Annotated in this window: 19 protein-coding genes; 11 read left to right on the top strand and 8 right to left on the bottom strand. The window is 35.1% G+C overall.

The features are described from left to right. Positions 1–37 precede the first annotated feature (37 nt). Positions 38–1,321 (bottom strand): M64 family metallopeptidase, encoded by a 1,284-nt coding sequence (locus ALGA_RS12530; protein ID WP_096429620.1) that lies wholly within the window; start codon positions 1,319–1,321, stop codon positions 38–40. Between the two features lie 114 nt (positions 1,322–1,435). Here ALGA_RS12530 and ALGA_RS12525 point away from each other — a divergent pair, with 114 nt between their 5' ends. The 5 genes from ALGA_RS12525 to ALGA_RS12505 all read left to right on the top strand — a co-directional run bounded on the left by ALGA_RS12525 (position 1,436) and on the right by ALGA_RS12505 (position 6,658). Further along, the gene (locus tag ALGA_RS12525) at positions 1,436–2,680 is read left to right on the top strand and encodes a mechanosensitive ion channel family protein (protein WP_096429619.1); all 1,245 of its coding nucleotides are present in this window, start codon (positions 1,436–1,438) and stop codon (positions 2,678–2,680) included. Next, positions 2,677–2,970, top strand: a complete 294-nt coding sequence (locus tag ALGA_RS23590; RefSeq protein ID WP_096429618.1) for a PQ-loop repeat-containing protein — start codon at positions 2,677–2,679, stop codon at positions 2,968–2,970. The genes ALGA_RS12525 and ALGA_RS23590 overlap by 4 nt, the downstream gene beginning before the upstream one ends. A 40-nt stretch (positions 2,971–3,010) precedes the next feature. Beyond that, positions 3,011–3,565 carry a chalcone isomerase family protein gene (locus ALGA_RS12515; protein ID WP_096429617.1) on the top strand — a complete coding sequence of 185 codons (555 nt, stop codon included), beginning with the start codon at positions 3,011–3,013 and terminating at the stop codon, positions 3,563–3,565. A 275-nt stretch (positions 3,566–3,840) separates the two neighbouring features. Next, the gene (locus ALGA_RS12510; RefSeq protein WP_096429616.1) at positions 3,841–4,926 is read left to right on the top strand and encodes a 3-oxoacyl-ACP synthase III family protein; all 1,086 of its coding nucleotides are present in this window, start codon (positions 3,841–3,843) and stop codon (positions 4,924–4,926) included. Positions 4,927–5,278: 352 nt separating this feature from the next. Next, positions 5,279–6,658, top strand: coding sequence for a 4Fe-4S dicluster domain-containing protein (locus ALGA_RS12505; protein WP_096429615.1), 1,380 nt, complete (start codon positions 5,279–5,281; stop codon positions 6,656–6,658). Between the two features lie 56 nt (positions 6,659–6,714). Here the strand turns inward: ALGA_RS12505 and rlmB are convergent, their stop codons facing one another. The 4 genes from rlmB to ALGA_RS12485 all read right to left on the bottom strand — a co-directional run bounded on the left by rlmB (position 6,715) and on the right by ALGA_RS12485 (position 11,539). Beyond that, positions 6,715–7,455 (bottom strand): 23S rRNA (guanosine(2251)-2'-O)-methyltransferase RlmB, encoded by a 741-nt coding sequence (gene rlmB / locus ALGA_RS12500; RefSeq protein ID WP_096429614.1) that lies wholly within the window; start codon positions 7,453–7,455, stop codon positions 6,715–6,717. Positions 7,456–7,467: 12 nt separating this feature from the next. Further along, entirely contained in the window at positions 7,468–8,709 is a 1,242-nt protein-coding gene (locus tag ALGA_RS12495) for a DUF418 domain-containing protein (protein WP_096429613.1), read from the bottom strand. A 57-nt stretch (positions 8,710–8,766) separates the two neighbouring features. Next, on the bottom strand, positions 8,767–10,707 hold the full coding sequence (locus tag ALGA_RS12490; protein WP_096429612.1) for an ABC-F family ATP-binding cassette domain-containing protein: 1,941 nt from the start codon (positions 10,705–10,707) through the stop codon (positions 8,767–8,769). Positions 10,708–10,792: 85 nt separating this feature from the next. After that, on the bottom strand, positions 10,793–11,539 hold the full coding sequence (locus ALGA_RS12485) for an AAA family ATPase (RefSeq protein ID WP_096429611.1): 747 nt from the start codon (positions 11,537–11,539) through the stop codon (positions 10,793–10,795). An 80-nt stretch (positions 11,540–11,619) separates the two neighbouring features. Here ALGA_RS12485 and ALGA_RS12480 point away from each other — a divergent pair, with 80 nt between their 5' ends. Then, positions 11,620–12,144, top strand: a complete 525-nt coding sequence (locus tag ALGA_RS12480; RefSeq protein ID WP_096429610.1) for a SpoIIAA family protein — start codon at positions 11,620–11,622, stop codon at positions 12,142–12,144. Positions 12,145–12,202: 58 nt separating this feature from the next. Here the strand turns inward: ALGA_RS12480 and ALGA_RS12475 are convergent, their stop codons facing one another. Next, positions 12,203–13,318, bottom strand: coding sequence for a hypothetical protein (locus tag ALGA_RS12475; protein WP_096429609.1), 1,116 nt, complete (start codon positions 13,316–13,318; stop codon positions 12,203–12,205). 209 nt (positions 13,319–13,527) lie between these two features. Between ALGA_RS12475 and rlmD the strand changes: the two genes are divergently transcribed. Continuing rightward, a complete protein-coding gene (gene rlmD, locus ALGA_RS12470; protein ID WP_096429608.1) occupies positions 13,528–14,937 on the top strand; it encodes a 23S rRNA (uracil(1939)-C(5))-methyltransferase RlmD in 1,410 nt (469 codons plus the stop codon). Between the two features lie 230 nt (positions 14,938–15,167). Further along, positions 15,168–15,572 carry a pyridoxamine 5'-phosphate oxidase family protein gene (locus ALGA_RS12465; protein WP_096429607.1) on the top strand — a complete coding sequence of 135 codons (405 nt, stop codon included), beginning with the start codon at positions 15,168–15,170 and terminating at the stop codon, positions 15,570–15,572. A gap of 97 nt (positions 15,573–15,669) precedes the next feature. Here ALGA_RS12465 and ALGA_RS12460 read toward each other — a convergent pair whose 3' ends face one another. Beyond that, positions 15,670–17,106: an MATE family efflux transporter gene (locus ALGA_RS12460; RefSeq protein ID WP_096429606.1), complete on the bottom strand. Its 1,437-nt coding sequence runs from the start codon at positions 17,104–17,106 to the stop codon at positions 15,670–15,672. Between the two features lie 513 nt (positions 17,107–17,619). On the opposite strand from ALGA_RS12460, the gene ALGA_RS12455 reads away from it, so the two are divergent. The 3 genes from ALGA_RS12455 (at position 17,620) to ALGA_RS12445 (ending at position 21,958) form a co-directional block, all read left to right on the top strand. Next, positions 17,620–20,205, top strand: coding sequence for a S9 family peptidase (locus tag ALGA_RS12455; RefSeq protein WP_096429605.1), 2,586 nt, complete (start codon positions 17,620–17,622; stop codon positions 20,203–20,205). Between the two features lie 163 nt (positions 20,206–20,368). Then, the gene (yaaA, locus tag ALGA_RS12450; RefSeq protein WP_096429604.1) at positions 20,369–21,139 is read left to right on the top strand and encodes a peroxide stress protein YaaA; all 771 of its coding nucleotides are present in this window, start codon (positions 20,369–20,371) and stop codon (positions 21,137–21,139) included. 105 nt (positions 21,140–21,244) lie between these two features. Beyond that, a complete protein-coding gene (locus tag ALGA_RS12445; protein WP_096429603.1) occupies positions 21,245–21,958 on the top strand; it encodes a hypothetical protein in 714 nt (237 codons plus the stop codon). Positions 21,959–22,026: 68 nt separating this feature from the next. On the opposite strand, the gene ALGA_RS12440 is transcribed toward ALGA_RS12445, so the two are convergent. Beyond that, positions 22,027–23,022 (bottom strand): PorP/SprF family type IX secretion system membrane protein, encoded by a 996-nt coding sequence (locus ALGA_RS12440; protein WP_096429602.1) that lies wholly within the window; start codon positions 23,020–23,022, stop codon positions 22,027–22,029. Positions 23,023–23,162: the final 140 nt, after the last annotated feature.

Raw genomic sequence — 23,162 nt, 5'->3', positions numbered from 1 at the left:
AAGCGCATTTTTTTTATAACGTAAATCTCAAAATATTTTACTCTCCAATATGGAATAAGATTACCTCTTCTACAGCCTTTTCACAAACCGGACAGAAATGTTTCATTCTATTCGATTTCATTTTACAATCCTGCATCGGCGAGTAAATTCCCTTCGCCATGTAACCCCCACCTTCAAATACACCTAAACGATCAATAAACTCATTCGTTCTTGGTGTAGGAATCGGAGTTGCTTCATCCAGCATATTTTTCCATTTCAACTCAAAATCAACAAGAGTGGTAATATTAGGCTCCCAAGGTTCAACTTCAAGATTATAAAAATCTTCATATGCTACTTCCGATGAATAATACTCATCTCCCAAGCCAGCAAATCCGTGACCAAACTCATGACTCGACACCTCGTATGATAAAGCATTATCAGCAGAACAGCTCGAGTAATAATTGTAGAATCCTCCGCCGCCATACTTATCGGTATTAACCAACACAAATATCTGATCATAAGGAACATTTGCCGAAATATCATGTATCGATTTAATATCAAAAGTTGTTAGGTAACGATCAACATCGAAAGTATAAAAAGTAGTATTTACAGCAGTGTTTTTATAGATGTTTTCACCCGGAATATCAGTTCCAGAATCTTCGGAAACCGATTCCAAAGCATATATATTAAAACGATCAGCATATTTGTCGAAGGGTGGCACATCCAGTAAATAACCAGCAACACGCTTCACATCTGCTCTGAACTTCTCCATTTCATCAGCCATATATCCCTCAGCTATAAATGCAATATCAACACTTTTTGCAGGATCACCCTCTCCCATTATCTTTGTAAAAGGAATACTCTTAGGATTTTCTTTACCAATGAAATAGTTTGCCGGGTCAATTGAATATTCCCAGATTTCCTCCATTGCTCCATCCCACTTTCTGGATTCAAGAACAAATCGTGCTGCTTTTTTTGGATAAGGCATTACGTTTACCTGATAAAATGCTCTTTTCAATTCTTTTGCTTCATCAGTTGATTGCCATTCCTGGAACAGAGAATTAAATCCCTTCGAATAAAGTAACTTCCCCGATTCAAGATCAAAAAGTTTAAACTTGAAAGTTCCATAGCCTAATTGATCAATCAAATTAGTTCGGCTCCCTCCCCAATTAGGTTCTTCTTTTAATTCCTTGAGGAAAATAGTTTGGGAATCAGAATCACCTCCCATCAGATAATCAATCCGTAAGCTTGTGTTTTCAAAATACTTGTCAAAATCACTTTGTCCATAGCAAGTTGAGGAGATTACGATGAGAATAAGTACGAGTAAAGATTTTGTAGTCATGTTAGTGGTTTTTGTATTTAGAATGTAAATTTACAAATTATATTGAATACACTTTTCTTTTCCTGCTAGGAATAGATATCTTAGATTTTTAATTAAAAATAAACTTATTACCACATGAAAGAACTCTTGGGCATTCAATTAAAAAATTGGTTGATCAGCGGAGGAATCACCGAATATTGGGCAATAATATTGCAGTCGATTATAGCAATCTTTATTGTTATTATAATTGCATGGATATGTGATATCATTGCCAAAAAAGTTTTGGTCTCCATCGTCACCAAATTAGTTCGAAAAACTAAAACCAGTTGGGATGATATTCTTTTAGAACGAAAAGTATTCAGTAAAATAGCTCATTTCGCACCTGCTGTAATCATTTATTCTAGCGCCGGAATGATTGATCATGAAGGTTTAAACAACTTTATTCAAAATAGTGCATACGTGTATATGGTGATATTGGCAATTATGCTGATTGACACATTCGTTAATGCGGGAAGTGATATTTACAATACCATGTCCATAAGCAAAACAAGACCAATTAAAGGTTTCTTGCAGCTTGTGAAAATCTTTTTCTATTCCATGGGGCTCATCTCCATAACCGCTCTTATATTTGATAAAAATCCTTTTAATATAGTTGCAGGAATGGGAGCCTTTGCAGCTGTTATTCTTTTAATTTTTAAAGATACAATACTCGGATTTGTTGCATCCATTCAATTATCAGCCAATAAAATGGTGAATATTGGCGATTGGATTTCGATGCCATCAAAAGGTGCAGATGGAATTGTGATAGATATCAGTTTAAACACCGTTAAAGTTCAAAACTGGGACAAAACGATTAGCACAATTCCCACTTATGCCTTGGTTTCTGAATCGTTCACCAATTGGAAAGGCATGGAGGACTCTGGTGGACGAAGAATAAAACGCCATTTGAACATAGATGTAAAATCAATTCATTTTTTAAGTGACGAAGAAATCGAGCAATTTGAAAAAATTCGATTACTAAAGGATTATATGATCGAAAAAAAGAAAGAAATTCAAACAAACAATCCCGAAGGCGAAATTCCAGTAAATCAAAGAAGACTAACCAATATAGGTACTTTTCGAAAATATGTTGAAGCATATCTTCAGGATCACCCAAAGATTCATAATGAAATGACCTTTCTTGTTCGTCAATTACAAGTATCTGAAAAAGGATTGCCATTAGAAATATATGTCTTCGCAAACGATCAGGAATGGGCAAATTACGAAGCTATTCAATCTGATATCTTCGATCATATTTTATCAATTGTTCCGGAATTTAACTTAAGGGTATTTCAGAATCCAACAGGAGATGATTTTCGAAAACTAGCAAACGAAGTATGAAAACTGCATTAAGCAAACTGAATTTTTTCGAATGGTTAGGTTGGTTCGGGAATATAATTTTAAGTATCGGAGTAATACCTCAGGTAGTTCAAACCTATAAAACACATGATGTTGCAAGTTTTAATTGGCCTTTTTTACTCATGTGGGCTTTTGGAGTCTTCTTTACTTTTATTTATATTGTCAATGGAGATTTAAAATCGAACAAACGTCAATACCCGCTGTGGCTTAATTATTTAGTAAATATATTTGCTACCTTTTACCTTTGTTACGCAAAACTAATATTCAGTTAACTCTCTAAAATTGTATTTTGTCTAAATTGAACTAGCAAAAATGAAAAATCTACTTACTATTTTACTTTTACTATCAAGCTTTTACAGTTTCTCACAAACAAGAGTTGGAGGAGTTGAACTACCTGACCAAATGATTGTAAAGGAACATCAACTGCAATTAAAAGGTGCAGGAGCTCGTGTTAAACTTTGGATGAACATGTATGCTATGGGCTTATATCTTACCCAGGATATGACTGATGCTGAGAAAATTATTTCAACAGATGAAAGTATGGGAATCCGCTTGGAAATTACATCCGGATTAATTACATCTGAAAAAATGGAACAAGCTACAAGAGAGGGCTTTAAAAATGCCACTAATGGTGAAATGGAAAACATAAAACAAGAAATTAATGATTTCATCTCTGTTTTCCTAGGTGGTATTGAAAAAGAGGATGTCTTTGAATTTATCTATTCCCCTTCTGATGGCACTTTGGTATATAAAAACGGGAAACTGAAACATTCCATTCGAGGATTGCAATTCAAACAAGCATTATTTGGCATCTGGCTTTGCAATAAACCAGCTGATAAAAACCTAAAAGAGAAACTATTACAATAGCCAACCTAACTAAAATTTCTTGTTTTTAATTGCACATAACAAGCTTTTGACTATTGCAGACTTATCCAAACAGCTTGTTATAGGTTCGAAATTTAGTAGAAAAAACATCATTTTTAAAATAAATATTTACCTTAGCACACGCAACTTAAAGTAAGTTGATCTTACGACTTATTAATAAAATCAGATCTTTCGAACATAAAGAAATTGTCTCTTAAGAACCTTTTTTGTGCCTAAAAGTAGTGGTACATGTATTATTTGAAACGAAAACAATAACAATGAGTACCAAAAGATTTTCGAAGATTGTTGGGTCAGGTAGTTATATCCCAACCGTTCAAGTTAAAAATGAGCATTTTTTGAATCATGAATTTTTCGAACCAAATGGCCAGAAAATTGAAACATCTTCCGAGGTAATAATAGAAAAATTTAAAGACATTACCGGAATTACGGAGAGAAAATATGCCTCTGATGATCAGGTAAACTCTGATCTTGCATATTTAGCAGCAAAGGATGCTTTAGAATCATCTAAAATAGATAAAGAAAGTTTAGACTATATAATAGTTGCTCACAATTTTGGGGATGTTAAACCAAACTCTACGCTAACAAATCAATTGCCTAGTTTAGCTGCAAAAGTTAAAAATCTTCTTCAAATTGAGAATCCTAAAACGATAGCTTACGATGTTTTATTCGGATGTCCGGGTTGGATTCAATGTATGATTCAAGCGAATTACTATATCAAATCGGGCGATGCTCAACGAGTATTGGTAATTGGATCAGAAACCTTATCAAGAGTTTGTGATCCGCACGACAGAGACAGTATGATTTATTCTGATGGTGCAGGTGCTGCAATATTGGAAGCATGTGAAGCAGAAGAAGCATCGGGGATTTTATCTCATGCTATGAGAACTGACACCATTAGTGAAGCTTTCTTTTTGCGTGCAGACATTTCAGACAATCCTGATTTCGCGGGAAACAGCAATAGTCTTTTTATTAAAATGTATGGTCGTAAAATCTACGAATATGCCATTTCCAATGTTCCTGGTGTAGTAAAGGAATGTATTGACAAAGCTGGATTGGATATTAAGGACATCAAAAAAATCCTTATTCATCAGGCCAACGAAAAAATGGATGAGGCCATTGCCAAAAGACTATTCCGTTTGTATCAGGAAAAAACTGTTCCTAAAAACATCATGCCAATGATCATTAAAGAAATGGGGAATAATTCAGTAGGTACTGTACCAATTCTTTACGATCAAATTTCAAAAGGCAAATTAGAAGATCATAAACTTAATGAAGGTGATTATATTGTTTTTGCTTCGGTTGGTGCCGGCATGAGCATTAACGCTTTCCTATATAAGGTTTAATTCATTGTATTTAATCCTCTAAAATGATAAATACTTCTTTTTTTAATCATTTTTAAAAAGATTTTAAAAATGGCTTGTATTCGAGAATTAAATTTAGCAAATTAGCAGAGCTGAATCTGAAATATGCAAGGGAATTAGGAGATAGAGGAGAAAGACGATATTCAGAAGTCAGAATCAAACTGCATTCTAACCCTAATATTACTATAGATAATTACCCGATCAAATTCGTTTGATTCGGGTAATTCTTTTTTAAGGAAAACCATCCTGCCGGAGAAATAATCCAAATTAGATGTGAAGGAAAACAAGCTGAAAAAATACCACTACCTTTCAGTCTCTAAAAACATTTAATCTGATGCATTCAATATACACTTTAGCAATTCTTATTTGTCTGGTAATTGCCATTATATTCTTCTTGAGTCTGCTTTATACAAGTATCACCTTTTGGAGGGAGAATGAAAAAAGAGCCACTTTCCGAGCTCTTTTAATTACGCTGGTTTTACCGGTTCCCTATCTCCTCTGCTGGTATTATTCATGGGAAATAGCAGCTTTAGTTCTAAGTATTGATCTTCTTCTTACCCTGTTCGCATTTGCAATTCCTTTTACAACGACTAAGAATATTTGCGGTGATTTTCCAAAAACCCAAATTGACGAACGAGACATCATGTTCTCAAGAAATGAGTTAAAAGTTGATACGGAAAGATATAAGGAATACTACCAGAATCATCCCGATAAGGAAGAGTTAGACAGTAAATTTCGAAAAGAAGCAGGATTACTCAATAAAGAATCAATCTTTTACAACAGCATGGCTTATGCAGCTTCGAATGCAAGTTTTTTTGCCGTAGATCAATTCAAGAATGCGATTGATGGTCCTGTAAATCCGGTTAAAGAGAAAATAAGTCAAGAAAAAATGCTAATTTTCCTTGAAAACTGGGGAAAGAAATTGGGAGCGCTAAACGTTGGCTTCACTAAATTATCAGATTACCATTACTACTCACATAAAGGCAGAGGAGATCGATATGGAGAAGAAATAACAAATCATCATGCCTACGCAATTGCCTTTACAGTTGAGATGACACAAGAAATGGTTGCTGCCGCACCCCAGGCATCCATTGTTATGGAATCGGGACAACAATATTTAGAAGCTGGACGAATTGCGGTACAAATGGGGCAATTCCTGCGCAATTTAGGCTACTCGGCAAAAGCTCATATCGATGGTAATTATGAAGTTTTGTGTCCTCTTGTTGCAAGAGATGCAGGTTTGGGAGAAATTGGTCGTATGGGTTTGCTGATGACACCCAAAGAAGGACCACAAGTTCGTTTAGGGGTTGTGACTACTGATTTTGAATTACCATACATGAAATGGAAGAAAAACAACAGTCTACTCGATTTCTGTAATCGATGTATGAAATGTGCTGAAGTTTGTCCAAGTCAATCAATTTCTTTTGATTCGCCCAAATTAGTAAATGGCACAAAACGCTGGCAAATAAATTCCGAAAGTTGCTTTACTTATTGGAGCAAGGCTGGTACCGATTGCGGCCGTTGCATGGCAACTTGTCCATATTCTCATCCGAATAATTTACTTCACAATTCTATTCGATGGGGAATAAAACACTCGCCACTTTTCAGAAGGATTGCAGTTCCTTTAGATGATTTCTTTTATGGCAGAAAGCCCAAATCGGCAAATATGCCAAGTTGGATTCCACAAAAAAATAAAACAAATTTGAATTCATAATTAAAAAAAAACGCAGAAATTAAATTTCTGCGTTCATATCTATATTTTATAGAAGTCTAGTTCCTTTGTCTCACCGCCTCGTATATCATTAAGGAGGCCGCAACAGATACATTCAACGATTGAATTGAACCTACAATTGGAATTTTCACCTGCTCATCAGCCAAGCGTAACAAAGCATCTTCAATACCTACATCTTCCGATCCCATTACAATTGCTGTCGCCAATGTAAAATCACCTTCAGTATAAACTTTTTCAGCCTTTTCACTTGCTGCTACAATTCGAATTCCTTCTTTCTTCAAATATCGGACAAGAGTCTTCAAATTCTGAACTCGGCAAACGGGTACGTTATACAAAGCTCCGGCAGATGTTTTAATAGAATCAGGCGTGATTTTCGCTGAATTCTTAAAAGGAATTACAATGGCATGCACACCAGCGCATTCAGCAGAACGAGCAATAGCACCAAAGTTACGCACATCAGTAATTTCATCTAAAAGAAGTAGCAGAGGTGTTTTACCTTGAGCTAATAACTCAGGTACAATTTCTTCTATTTCCTGATAAGGAATTGGAACAATTAAAGCTACAACTCCCTGATTATTATGCTGATCCAAAGTATTCAGTTTTTCCACTGGAACAAACTGAAATTCAATACCCTTTTCGCGGATCAAATCGAATAATTCTTGAAACAAAGGACCTGCTAATCCTGTTTTGATCAATACTTTTTCAATTTCCTTTTCACTTTTTATTGCTTCCATTGTTGCTCTGATTCCGAACAACATCTCTTGTCTTTGTTTAGCCATCGATTAATTTGCTTATTGGTATTTTACATTCATTGACAATTGTGGTTTTTCCTTATAAGTAAGATATCGCCACAACCATTCAAATGGTCCCATTTTATAATATTTCAGCCAAATAGTGGAAGAAATCAATTGAAAAGTCCAGATTAACAAAACCCAAATCAATAACTCTGTTCTTGAGTAACGTGCAAACATTCCAAAACCATAACTATAAAAAATAATGGAACAAATTATGGATTGACAAAGGTAGTTCGTAAAAGCCATTCGACCAACTGCTTCAAAACCTTTTGTCAAAAATTGCATGATTTTCAATTGATAAATCAAAATGATCAAGCCAATATAACCCAATGAGGAAAATAAACTACCAAAATAATTGAACTGATAGCCATATTTAAAAAAATGGATTACCTCCCATTTTGTCTCCACAATGCGATGAAATCCTTCGTTAGAAAATAAAGTTCCAATGCCAATACCTAAAATAGCCATAGAAAAATAAAACAGCTTCGATTTTTTTGCTGTTAATACTCCATTGGTAAGTAATACCATTCCTAATAGCATTACTCCGGTTGTTCTCCATAAAGACAGCATGAAAAATGAACCTATTTGATAATTCATATTTAGTTGAGCCCGTTTCACGAAAATATCAAACCAACTTCCTACTTGATACAAATCTATTTCTGCTGTTAATAATTTCGGACCAGGACTAAAATCGGCCATTACTTCTTTAGCCATTTCAGGTGGCATACTTTCAAAAGAACTACCTACTATATAAAAAAGGCCCATTGGAATTAGGAATAGTACCGCGCACATAACAATTTTCCAACTATCCTTCATCTTTCGTAGCAAAACAGCGATCAATCCCACAATGGCATAAGCAACCAGAATATCTCCAAACCATATAAAATAAGCATGCAGCATCCCAAACAAAAGTAACCACATCATGCGTCTAATATGAAATCTAGAACCATCAAGGCCCCTTTCATTAAGCCTGTTTATAAACAAAAGGATGCCTGCACCAAATAAAATGGAGAATATGGTCATGAATTTTAGTTCCACAAAAACATTCACAAAATAATATGAGAAATAATCGGAAGAAGATAACTCTCCCATTACTGATGGGTTAGTAAAAGAAGCATTGGGAAGCGCAAATAACTGAATATTTATCAACAGAATTCCCAATAGAGCAAATCCCCGAAGAATATCCAGAGATCGTATTCTTTCATTGAAAAATGTTGGCGTAGCAGAAAGCGAGGTCATTGTTTTTGTTCTAAGATAGTAATTATCCTAAAATCAACATTTCATTAATAAAATTTACTATTCTCCCTTCTCAGCGATAAGAAGCTCTAATTCTTCATTTAAATTCTCCCAATCGGACATTTCTTTTTCAAGATCTTTTTTGGCTTTCTCATATTTTGCAAACAGAGACTGATCTTGAATGTTCTCAGAATTTGCAAGCATATCTTCCATCTCGGCTATCTTCTCTTCAAACCGGGCAATATTTTCTTCAGAATTTGAGATTGCTCTTTCCATTTTGGAAATCTTTTTACTCATCTCTTTCCGCTCCAAATAATTCAATTTATTATCTGATGATGCAACTTCAACCTGAACCGAAGCAACAGTATTCTTCACTTCCAATTCCTTTAAAGAATCCATTTTCTTGGCTTGCAGAAAATCATAAATCCCCCCCAAATGCTCCTTTATCTTCTTATTAGTAAACTCATATACCTTTGAAGACAAACCATTCAGAAATTCACGATCGTGAGAAACTACGATAACCGTGCCATCAAACTGATTCAATGCTTCTTTCAAAACATCTTTCGATTTCATATCCAGATGGTTGGTAGGCTCATCGAGAACCAAAAGATTTACCGGTTCCAAAAGCAGACGAATCATGGCCAAACGAGAACGTTCTCCTCCGGATAAAACCTTTACTTTTTTATCAATATCCTCCCCTCGAAACATAAAAGCACCTAAAATACTACGAATTTTAGTCCTTACATCTCCAACTGCAACATCATCAATAGTTTCAAATACAGTTTTGTTCTCATTCAGCATTTGAGCTTGATTTTGAGCAAAATAACCAATCTTAACATTGTGTCCGAGCTTACAAGTACCAGTGTATTCGATTTCGTCCATCAGAACTTTTACCAGAGTCGACTTCCCTTCTCCATTCTTACCAACAAAAGCTAATTTCTCTCCTCTTTCAATAACGAATTCAAGCTCATTTAAAACTAAATGATCACCATATGCCTTGCTTAAATTTTTCACCTCACAAACCAAATCTCCCGATCGAGGTGCTGGTGGAAATTTCAAACTCAATTGAGAAGTGTCCTCTTCATCAATCTCAATACGGTCAATTTTTTCCAGTTGCTTAACACGAGACTGAACCTGAACCGATTTTGAAGCCTTATAGCGAAAACGTTCAATAAAATCTTCAGTATCTTTTATTTGTTTTTGCTGATTCAGATAGGTTTTGAGTTGCTGTTCGCGACGTTCAGCATGTAGAACAACATACTGAGAATAAGGAACTTTATAATCATATATTTTACCAACAGAAATTTCAACCGTTCTATTAGTGATATTATCCAAAAATGCCCTGTCATGAGATACCAATACCACTGCTCCCGGATAAGTTTTCAAAAAATCCTCCAACCACTGAATTGATTCAATATCCAAATGGTTTGTTGGCTCATCGAGAAGAAAAACATGTGGACGGCGCAACAAAATTTTCGCCAATTCTATTCGCATTCTCCATCCCCCGCTAAATTCATTGGTCTGTCGGGCAAAGTCACTTCTTAAAAATCCCAATCCAAGTAAAGTACGCTCCGATTCGGCCTCAATATTTTCGCCACCCATCATATGGTAGCGATCATTTCTATCAGTAAGTCGCTCTATTAGCTTCATGTACTCTTCCGATTCATAATCGGTTCGCTCAGCAATCTCCAAATTAATTTCAGCAATTTCCTTTTCTAAGCCCAATACCTCTTCAAAAGCTGATAAAGCCTCCTCCATTACAGTATTGCCGTCAATATGATTGACCTGTTGCGGTAAATATCCTATTTTAATCTCATTTGGCAATGAAACAATTCCTGCTGTAGGAGCTTGAAAACCGGCAAATATTTTCAGCAAAGTTGATTTTCCTGCACCATTCTTCCCAACCAATCCAATTCGGTCACGAGTATTTACAATAAAACTAACTTGCTTAAATAGGGTAAAGCCACCAAACTCAACCGTAAGATTGTTAATAGAGATCATACTAATTCAGATTTTTCTGTTAAAGCGACAAAGATAACAACAGTTATCAGTTATCGGTAATCATTAACCAGTAAATAAAAGCATCCTAATTATCACAAATCCCTGTGAGCTTATCTGCCTGTAAAATTTGAGCTTTCTTTAGTAATTCTGATTGTATAATATTTCCTTTCACCTCCTGCAAAACTATCGTTTCAGCCTCGGCAAAAGAAATATCATAAATTCGGCTTACTTTCTGATATTCCTTCGGATATTTTGAAATCAATTGATCATACAGCTGATCTAAATAGTTTTGTGATGGATTGTAAAATTCCAACTTCAACTCAAAACGTCTAATTAATGCCTCATCAATCAAACCAATTTGATTTGTAGCAGCAATAAAAATGGAGTTTCGAGGTAAAGAATCAATCAGTTGAATCATACTATTAACCACCCGTTTCATCTCACTGCTATCTGTATTATCGTAGTTTCTTTCCTTTCCCAAAGAATCAAACTCATCAAAAAACAAAACAGCTTCCTGAGTTTCAACCATTTTAAATGCAGCAGCAATATTTCTTGATGTTTCTCCTAATTTAGAAGAAACAATATTGCCAAGGTTAATCGTTTTCAACTTCTTGCCTAACTTATTTGCAATTGCTTTGGCAGTCATGGTTTTTCCACAACCTGATTTCCCAAAAAGCAAGAGCTTATTTACCACCGGAAGTCCAAATTTAGTTAGGATTTCAAAATGTTCATACTCCCTTAAAAACTGCTGTATCTGAATTGATAATTTTTCATCAAAAACAATATCCTGAAAATCAACCCGTCCCACATTGGGTACAAATAAATGATTCATGCTTATAAGTATATGTATTGGTTGTTGCGTTTAAATATTTTGCAAACCTAACGTTTTATCCCATAACTGTATAAAATCATTTGGCTATTATTGAAAAAGAATTATATTTGCACACCCCAAAAAAAACGACCTATGAAATTACATATCAATTAATTAACAAAATAAATAGTAATGTGAAGAATTCTTATTACATGTATGTGAAGGAACATAAGCTTCTGGTTGAATGCTTTTGTGGAGAGATAGAGTTTAAAGATGTAGTTGAATTAAAAAAAGAAATTGAAGATAATTTAAAAGAAGTAGTAAAATTTAATATTTTAGTAGACATTCAAGAAGATATCAGCACGCTATCGATAGAAAAATTGGACAAATTTATTCAATTCTATCAAAATTTAGAATTCAGTTCTAAAATTGGAAGGATGGCTGTTGTCACAAGCACTCCAACTCAAGTTGTAAGAACAATGTTATTCATTGATGCACTAAAAGAGAATAATACACCTATAAAGGTGTTTAGTTCAGTTAAATCGGCTCTGGATTGGCTTAATACAGGCATCGATCTTAATAGGGTAAAATCAATACTTGAAAATTTTAAAACACCTGTGTGTTAGACTAATAAAAGGGAGTTCCATTGGAACTCCCTTTCTATTTTAAATGCTATTTTACCCTCTACTTTTTTGAGTAATCTCTATAAATAGCTTTTTCAAACTCAATCCAATGCGCATCCGTCATTCTATCAGGTGTAAACAAGCAAATCCCTTTTGCTCCATTAACCATCGATTCGCGTATTGCTTCACCCAATTCTTTAGGCAAAAGACCGTGATTTTCAGGATCGGCTTCTTTCGATTTACTGTCAGGTTTAGGACAAATAAACAAACCACTGTAAACAGGTTTTTCTCCATTTAAACTTTCCGTTGATTCCTTACACATCTTTCCAACCCACTCAGTTCCTTCCAGATAAAAATCATTATAATTCATTGGGAAAAAAGCATCTAAATTCCATTTATCCCATTCTTGGCGAACCATTTTAACTGCGTGAGAATGTGGCCCGGGAAATACGGCTGCGGTAATTTCTTTTCCTTGAGCATGTACATCCTCAGCCAAACGGTTTACTATTTTAGTAATTAAATCCTGACGAAACTGTTTCCACTCCTGAATCTCGCGCGCATCGGCCTGATTGGTAATTTCAATACCCATTTTAGCTTTAAAATCAGCCTTACACTTCTCGCAATAACAATAGTCAAACTCAGGATATTCCTTATCCATAACCAAATCGTACTTCTTCCAAAGACCTTTAGCCAATATTACATCCGGGAAGCGTATGTAATCCAAATGAATTCCATCAACTTCTGGTAAAGCGGCTATTTCACTGTATAGCTCAGACAAATATTGATAGACCTCTTTTCTATTCGGACATAAAAATGTGTAATGATCTACATAAGCCGGTTTGTCGAAGGCTGATTCACCATTCCCATTAACGGCATACAATTCTGCTGGAATATTTTCATCCCGTCCTTGAACCAGGGTAGGTATCCACGTATGGAATTCCAAACCTGCATCTTTTGCAATTTTACCTACTCGCTGATAAACTGCTGGATCATGGCCACCATTGTACATTAAACCGTCAATTCCTTTCTCTTTTAAATCCGTGAAATTTTCTTTTAATTCGTTATCAGTAGCCTCTCCAGGCCCCCCCATCCATGCAAAACATGGGACTTTTGTTGTTTGTTTTGTTCCACACGAAACCAATACAAAGATTGCAAAAACAGCAAGTAACTTGTTCATAGTACTTTTATAAAAATTGAAATGGGGCTTTGGAATACGTCGTAAATATATAAAATTAAGTGCCAAAAGCGATTAACTTTTAATTGTTTCCCTTTAATTCAGGGGATTTTGAATAAAAATATAAATGTCCATTGACTTTTTAACCATTCCACTTCCCGGCCTTTCTACTTTTATCTATCTTTGTGCCCATATTTAAAACAATTGTAACCGTGGGAAGAAATAGAAAGCAAAAACCACTTCTGGAAAAAGTAGTAATAGAGAAGTTAGCTGCCGAGGGCAAAGCGATTGGTAGAGTTGATGACAAAATCGTATTTGTTACCGGTGTAATACCAGGCGATATTGTTGATGTTCAAGTCAACAAAAAGCGCAAAAGTTTTATGGAAGGCTATCCTGTTGCTTTTCACAAACATTCTCCGATGAAAATTGATGCATTTTGTGAGCATTTTGGGGTTTGTGGTGGCTGTAAATGGCAGAATTTACCCTACGAAGAACAAATAAAATTTAAACAACAAGAAGTCATTGACAATTTAGAACGAATTGGCAAAGTAGAACTAAATGGAATCAATGAAATAATTGCTTCAGAAAAAACTAAATTCTATCGCAATAAGCTGGAATTTACCTTTTCTAACAAGCGGTACCTTACCAGCGAGGAAATTGCTATTGGCGATGATATAAAAAGAACTCCTGCACTTGGCTTTCACGTTCCAAAATTATTCGATAAAATTGTTGATATTAATAAATGTCACTTACAACCGGAACCATCGAATGCAGTTCGTTTAGCCATTAAAGAATATGCTTTTGCTAATGATTTATCCTTTTTTGATATCAGAAATCATGAAGGTTTTCTAAGAACATTAATAATCAGAACCTCAACAACCGACGATGTCATGATTATTGTTGTTTTCTATCATGAAGATGTTGAGAAGAGAGAAGGATTGCTAAAGCATCTTGCTGATAAATTTCCGGAAGTCACTTCATTAATGTACATCATTAATGAAAAAGCCAACGATTCAATTACCGATCAGGAAGCTATCTTGTATAAAGGTGTCGATCATATTTTTGAGCAAATGGAAAATTTACGCTTTAAAATTGGCCCAAAATCGTTCTATCAAACCAATTCTGATCAAGCTTACAACCTGTATTGCAAAACACGTGAGTTTGCCGAATTAACAGGCGACGAAGTAGTTTACGATCTATATACCGGAACCGGAACCATTGCTAATTTTGTAGCCAAGCAGGCTAAAAAAGTAATTGGAATTGAATACGTGCCCGAAGCCATTGCCGATGCGAAGGTTAATTCTGAAATTAACGGAATTACCAATACTGAATTTTTCGCTGGTGACATGAAAAATGTTCTTACCAAAGAATTTATTGAGCTTCATGGCCAACCAGACACCATTATCGTTGATCCACCGCGGGCAGGAATGCACACCGATGTAGTTGAAACAATTCTACACGCTGCACCAAAACGCATTGTCTACGTGAGCTGTAATTCAGCAACTCAGGCACGCGATCTGGCTCTAATGGACGAAGCCTACAAAGTAACCAAAGTACAAGCTGTTGATATGTTTCCGCACACACATCATGTGGAGAATATAGTGCAGTTGGAAAGACGATAATCTACTTCTCTAAATATTAATAAAAAACCTCTTAATTAAAATTAAGAGGTTTTTTATTATAATTCATTTCCAAAATAAGATTCAGTATTGTAATCCTATCTATTTAAAATGAACAATAAAAGATGCACAATTACCCAACAGGCTTCATTAAAATTGAGACTGAAATTTTAGAGAAATATTGATCTGTTAAATTCAAATACTTACATTCGCAATCAACCATATTCCAAAAAATGCGAAGAAAAGAAAGAGAAATTACGGACAGACAACTTCTTGATGAAATTCTGATTAAATCGAATACCTGCAGACTTGCAATTAACGATGGCGAGTATCCGTATATATTTGCCCTTAATTATGGATATTCAGACAACTACCTTTACATTCATTGTGCTAAAGAGGGCAAAAAAATTGATCTGCTTCGCAAAAACAACAAAGTAAGCTTTCAAATAGAGTATGGCAACGAAATTATTCCACACGAAGAGTCTTGCAAATGGACTACAAAATACCGCTCAATTGTTGGACAAGGAGAAATTGAAATCCTAAGTGATTTTGCAGAGATAACAGCTGGACTTGATATACTTATGCAACAAGCTGGAAAGAAAATGAATACAATGCAAAAGCTGTGGGGCATATTCTAATTCTTAAGTTGAACATTACGCACATTAGTGGCAAACAAGCTGGTAATTGGTAAAAAAAACGACTTGGATCAAATCTGGCAGACTCAAATGTTCTATCCTATACTTTCATCAACTTCCACCTCCCTTGTTTAAACCATAAAAAGGCAATTAATGTCAGACTCATCTCTGAAATAATAATTGAATAATATACGCCCTTTTGATCCCACCCCAATTGAATGGCCAGGAAATAAGCAAGTGGAATTTCAATAATCCAGAAACTAATCAGATTAAAATATGTCGGCGTTCGGGTATCACCAGCTCCGTTTATTGCATTCAGCAGTACCATTCCTAAACCATAAAAAACAAATCCCAAACTGATTATTTGCAGAGCTTGAATTCCATTAGAAACGATGGATTGATCCGGAGTAAATAATTCGATAAAAAAGCGTGGAAAAAGATAAAATACAACTCCCACTAAGCCTAAAAATACCATATTGATTTTTCCCGCTGCCCAAACAGATTTTTCAGCCCTTTCCGGCTGATTTGCGCCAAGATTCTGACCAACCAATGTTGCAGCAGCATTACTCAATCCCCAAGAGGGCAAGAGAATAAATATCAGTATCCGAATTGCAATGGTGTAACCTGCAATGGCTGCACTCCCAAACTCGGCAATTATCCTCATCAATCCAATCCAACTCGAAGTCGCAATAATATTTTGCCCTATTCCTCCAACCGATAAACTTACCAATTGTTTAATCGTTGCCCATCGTAAACATATGTGTTCCCACTTTAAATGGATCTTTCCCTTTCCTTTACCAAGCATAACAAACTGGTAAACAACCGCCATTCCTCGCCCCAAGCTTGTAGCTATGGCAGCTCCTTCTACTCCATATGCAGGAATTGATCCCCATCCAAAAATTAATAATGGATCCAAAACAAGATTCAGGCAATTCGCTACAATTAACACCCTCATTGATAAAGCGGCATCACCGGCCGAACGGAATATTGCATTATTTATAAAAAGAATCATAATAATGACATTGCTCCCAAGAATAATGGTCGCATATCCCGACATTTCGTTTACAATAGTTGAGTTAGCACCCATTAAGGTCAACAAATCCTTTGAATAAAAAATCCCCACAAATGCAATAAACACAGAAACAAACAGCCCTGTTACAATGGCCTGAAATGAAACTTTTGATGCTTCTTCCGGCTTATTCTCTCCAATACGTCTGGCAACTAAAGCTGTTGTTGCCATCGACAATCCAAATCCTATTGCATACACAATGGTAATAATAGATTCGGTAATTCCGACCGTAGCAACTGCATCATCACCCAATTTTGAAACGAAAAATATATCGGCTACGGCAAATACCGACTCAAAAATCATTTCTAATACCATGGGAATGGCAAGCATAAATAGTGCTTTGCCAATTTTCCCGCTGGTATACACTTTTTCACTTCCCGAGAGTGCTTCCATAAAATCGCTCCAAAGTCTCCCAATCTTGTTTACTTGTTCTGTTACTACTTCACCTAATTTTATATTATGGCGCATTCTGTTTTCGTTTTTGCTGTTCAATAAATCAGTTTACTCCTTTTCTTATTCTAAAACAATTAATTTTATTGCCAACGGGTACATTTACCACGGCTTGACGCAAAATTACATTGATGCACTCATCGTTTATTCTCCAACATTTTAGGTGTATGAAATATCCGGAAGCTTACCCTCCTTTAGGTCAGTTTAAATAAATCACATGGAAATAGCGGATCAGCCTAAGGATTCTTAGATTTAACAAGTATAAAGTGATAATGTAACAATCATATTCATAACAACCTCCGCTTTTTGAGTAAAACAAAGATATGTCATTTTCACTAATCCATTGTAAACATGATCTTTAATTTTTCATAATTGCATAATTTCAGATCAAAAAAACAAATTATTTGTACTTATCGTGCCAAGCATCTCAGAAATCGAAAAACAAAGAGTTTCCTAACAAATGTTCTTTTTTATAAGGCTAAAATTCCATAGTATTGAAGTTGAAAATGACCACTCCTTAAACACATAAACATGAAAAAATATTTTGTATCGATAGTACTTGTCATACTAAGCACAACATTGTACTGCTCCGCACAAAAAGAGAACAACAAAAGCCTAAGCATTAAGAACTGGCTGCAAGTAAATACTGAAAGCATACAACTGCCAGCTTTCCATTCCACCCAAAATATGGATGGCGACACCTACGAATTACAAAACTTGTTACAGGAAAATTACCTTGATAAAGACAAACAGCAACCCGCAGAAAAGAATATTTTAAAGTGGAATGGTGAAAACTTGCAATGGACTAAAGTATCAGCTAACGCAAAAGATTTTTTAAACACAAAGTCTGATAAAAATAGTATTTCCTATTGTATCACTTATTTCTCAACAGATGAATGGATGAAAGCAAAATTGATAGTTGAAGCGAACCCAATGCTTGAAGTATATATCAATGGAGAAAAGAAGATTTCACATTACGAAGAGACAACCGATGATGCAAAGGAACTTTCGGAAGAACTAAAACTGGAACCAGGAAAACACTGCATTCTTGTAAAAGTTTTAAATACTAAAAAAAACAATGACTTTAAACTTAGCATTGAACCAAAAGAAGATTGGAATAAAAATGACATCACCTTCTCCTTATCGCCAGAGCAAAATCTTACCATTCATAAAGTTTTGGATGGTGAAAAGGTACAAAACATCGAATTATCTTCTGATGGTAAATTAGCCATACTTAGCTATATCAGAACCCTTCCTCCATCGGATGACAGTGAAAACTGGAAGGAGATACAGGAAATTGCAACAGGTAAAGTCCTTTACACATTCAGGGGCAGTCAATTATCGGATATTCAGTGGTTGCCTGCCGGAAATCGTATTTCTTACACAAAAAAATACAACGACAACACTTCCATTTTCATTTTTGATTTTGAAAACGGAAGTGAAATTGAATTGAGCAATAATATTGCTGATTTTTCCAGCTATAATTGGACTCCAGATGGAAAACAAATCATCTATTCAGTAATGAAAGACCATTCGGAAGATTGGAAAATCAGAAAAATTCAAGGGATGGAAGATCGTTTGCCATGGTTTCGAACCCGAAGTTTCTTATACAAATTGGATATAAGCAGTGGTATAAAACAACGCTTAACATTTGGAACTACAACTACTGGTTTACAAGATATCAGTCCCGATAGCAAGCACATCTTATTTTCTCAATCACGTCCTGATTACAAGGAATATCCTTACGACAAACAAAACCTTTACCAGATGAATCTTAAAACCTTCCAAACAGATACCATTTGGAAGGATAAACTATTTGGTGGTTCTGCTCAATATTCTCCCGACGGCTCTCAACTTTTAATTCAGGCAGGCCCTTCCTGTTTTGGTAAACTCGGCGAAAGCATTGGCAAGCAGCCATTGGCCAACAATTACGACGGACAACTATACATTTTCGATCTGAAAAGCAACAAAGCAGAGCCAATTACAATTGATTTTGACCCATCGGTTAGTCAGGCAGTTTGGAACAAAAGTGACAAGAATATCTATCTAAAAGCGAATGATCAGGATTACATTCGCTTGTATTCTTACGAAACAATCAGCAAGGAATTCAGTACTCTAGAAATAGATTCGGATGTAGTTGGTAATTTTACACTTTCTGCCAACGGACAAAGCATGGCTTACACAGCTTGTAGCATATCATCACCTTATAAAGCTTTTAATTACGATTTAGAAAGCAATACCAGTAGCCTCATCTGTAATCCGCAAAAGGAAAATATTGAACATGTGAAATTTGGAAAGACCGAAGATTGGAACTTCACCAAAGAGGATGGCAAGACAATTATTGGACGAGTTTACTACCCTCCAAATTTCGATTCCAATAAAAAATATCCGGTAATCGTAAATTATTATGCCGGCACATCGCCTGTTGAAAGGAGCTATGGAGGCCGATATCCTTTGAATCTTTATGCTGCAATGGGATATGTTGTTTATCTGCTTCAGCCAAGCGGAGCGATTGGTTTTGGTCAGGAATTTTCAGCAGAGCATCAAAACAACTGGGGAATTACCACGGCCGATGAAATAATTGAAGGAACTAAAAAATTCCTAAAAGCACATTCTTTTGCCGATGCCAATCGTGTAGGTTGTATTGGTGCCTCTTATGGTGGATTTATGACTATGCTATTGCAAACCAGAACTGATATTTTTGCTGCAGCCATCTCGCATGCCGGCATTAGTGATATCACCAGTTACTGGGGCGAAGGTTATTGGGGATATTCATACAGCGTGAATGCTTCCGGCAAATCATTCCCCTGGAACAACCGCAAGTTGTATATCGATCAAAGTCCCTTATTTAATGCTGATAAAATTGTAACACCCTTACTATTGATCCACGGAAGTGTTGACACAAATGTGCCACTTGGCGAAAGCATTCAAATGTATCAGGCATTAAAATTACTCGGAAAAGACGTAGACTTTGTTCAGGTAAAGAATCAGGATCATCACATTAAGAATTACACGCAACGAATACTTTGGAACAATACCATATTTGCTTATTTCGCAAAACACTTAAAAACCCAGTCACAATGGTGGGATGATTTGTATCCGGATAAGAATTTATAACAGGTTAAAATTGTAGTACTAAAGGATGTTCTTATTGAGAACATCCTTTTTTTTTCGTCATCGATTCATCGATTAAAACTATGTCATTATCAATAATGATAAAGGCTATTGATGCTTCAGGCAATTATAAGTAATTTTATATTCAATCATAAAACAATATTCTATGCTAATTGTTATATCACCTGCAAAAACACTGGATTTTGAAAGTCAGGCAAACTCAAACATACATTCTGATGCTTCCTTTTTAAAAGAATCCAAACTTTTAATAAAAGAGCTCCAAAAACTTAAAGCTGATGACATCGCAGAGCTGATGGGAATAAGTCCAAAACTTGCACAGCTTAATTTTGAACGATTCCATCAGTGGAACACTCCATTTACCCAAGAAAATTCAAAACAAGCTTTATTAGCCTTCAAAGGCGATGTTTATACGGGTATTGATGTCTCCACATTTTCTCAGGAAAATTTTATTCAAGCACAATCCAATCTTAGAATTCTTTCGGGTTTGTATGGTGTTCTTAAACCAATGGATTTAATTCAAGCTTACCGACTTGAAATGGGCAAAAAAATAACGACAGCAAGAGGTGAGAATCTATACCAATTCTGGGGAGATACAATTACGAAATCAATTAATCAAAGTTTAAAAGAAAACGATCACAAACATTTAATCAATTTAGCCTCCAACGAATATTTTAAATCGATTAATAAAAAGAAAATAAAAGCTGAAATCATCACTCCTGCTTTTAAGGATTTAAAAAATGGAGAATACAAAATGATTAGCTTCTTCGCTAAGAAAGCAAGGGGATTAATGACTCGCTTCATTATTCAAAATAAAATTACAGATCCAGAAGAGTTAAAAGCTTTTGATTTGGATGGATACATGTACAATCCAGCACTTTCTAAAGAAAAAGAACCTGTTTTCACGAGAGATCATTAAAGAAATTTTACCTTATATAAAAGAGTTTTAAGTCTTGTTTTTACACTCAATTTTTACTATGTTTAAATAAGACAATCACAATAAAAACCTGAAAATCCCTCTCCTATGACTGATAAAAACATTGTAGTTAAATTCGGAAGCTTACTTAAAGAAGAAACACTTGAAGTTATTGATAGTAAAATATTACCTGGCACAATTGTTTTAGAGGCAACGAATCCTTTTCCTGGTTACTATGAATATTACGAAGGAATTCAAAAAGATGTAAAACCTCATTACATTTATTTGGTAACAAATAAAAAATGTGATTTGGAAGAGTTTACCAGAGCTACTCAAAAAATCATGTCGTATTTTGAAGTGGATTTTCATGCTGCAGTGGGTACCATGACTATTTACAATGATGTTTATCACGTGATTAGAATTAGAAGGCTAACCAAGTACGATCAGATAAAAGATTTACAGTCATGCTATTTAGAAGAAGGCATTAGCTTAAAATCGAACGCGTCGATACCTCACAACTCCAAAGCGATGATACAGCTTGATAAATTCTTTGCTCTGGAAGAACTTGGAGAAGGATATTTCTGCGATCATATTGAGCCAAACCATGGATATTTCACGATTCCACAGAAACTAAGCTGGAAGCAATTTGAGCACTTAGAACGACAAGTGAAATACAATATGGAGATGTTTCATTTCGATGCCTCTCTGGGCTTTATTTATGACAATTTTAAAGCTGTGGACATGATTCGAATTTATGCGGAAAATCTTGACCTTGAATTACTGAAAAAGATTAAAGCTAAATTTGTTGAAAGAATAAAATAATTAAATTTTTAATCAAATAGAAAATGGCTGTCGATAACGACAGCCATTTTTCTTTGTGTATGTTTCCATTAAAATACAGGTGAACGAACAGCTTTAATCTTTCTTTTTCTTTTACTTGTATCAAATGCCAATGGAAAAGAGAACGAAACCTCATGCGCCCCAGTATTGGTATGTATCAATTTTGTGATTGCGTAATCGTAACTATAAGCTACTTTAAATCTTTCGGTAACAAATCCTACCATGGCAATAAATGAATCGTAATTCAGCTCAAAATTCTGATTGAACCACAATCCAAAAACCATTGAACTTTTACTGGCATACAAACCGTAATTCATCTGAGAAAAATCTCCTTGCTTCTGAAATAACAGTGCTGGGGCTAAAATCCATTTATCCACATAACTACGACTTCTTCCACCTAATACAAATTCAGCTCCTGCGTGAAAAGTATATTTCGTTTCCAACTTGTCTTCTAGTTCATCATCAAAACTGAGATCTGGCTTTGACAAATGGTGAGCAGCAAGACCAAAGTAAAAATCTTTGTAGTAAGCGATTGCTCCCAAAGAAAAATCCCAACCATCTCTTTTTCTATTTGCAGGATCCGCGTTATTATTATGAGGAAATGTATTTCCATAAATTGGTGAAACCTGATCTGGAAACACTAAATTTGTCCAATCCACTTTTTTCTGCATATAAGCAGCTTGCAAGGCTGGCCTTATTATTAAATCATCGTTAATTTTCAGATAAAAAGAATACATGCCGGCAAAAGAAGTTGTTTTGAGTGCTCCGTCGCCCTGATCATCCTGAATCACTGTAATACCAATTCCTCCATTTATAGATTCGTAGAAGTTGTCAAATGAGACACTATATGTCACATATGGCAAATCGAGATTTGGCCATTGATTCCTATAATTTAAACTTACATTGGAATAATTGGTAGAACCGGCAAGAGCTGGATTCAGATAGAGTTTATTAGCATAAAATTGAGAAAAACGAATATCCTGAGCTTTGCCAGTATAAACAGTTCCTGCAATCAATATACAAAAAGCAAATAGTGCCTTTTTCATAAATATTATAGTTAAAGTTCTCTTTATGAGAATTTTTAATTAATGGTTAATTTAAACTATACGTACCAAAATTTATTTTGTTAACAAAAATCAACATTTTTTTCTTTACTTCATTATAAAATCAAATAAAAAAAACAAAA

Source organism: Labilibaculum antarcticum (genome assembly GCF_002356295.1).
In the GTDB taxonomy this organism is placed as follows: domain Bacteria; phylum Bacteroidota; class Bacteroidia; order Bacteroidales; family Marinifilaceae; genus Labilibaculum; species Labilibaculum antarcticum.
Note: the sequence above shows the minus strand (reverse complement) of the source record. Positions and strands in the feature narration are given on the sequence as shown.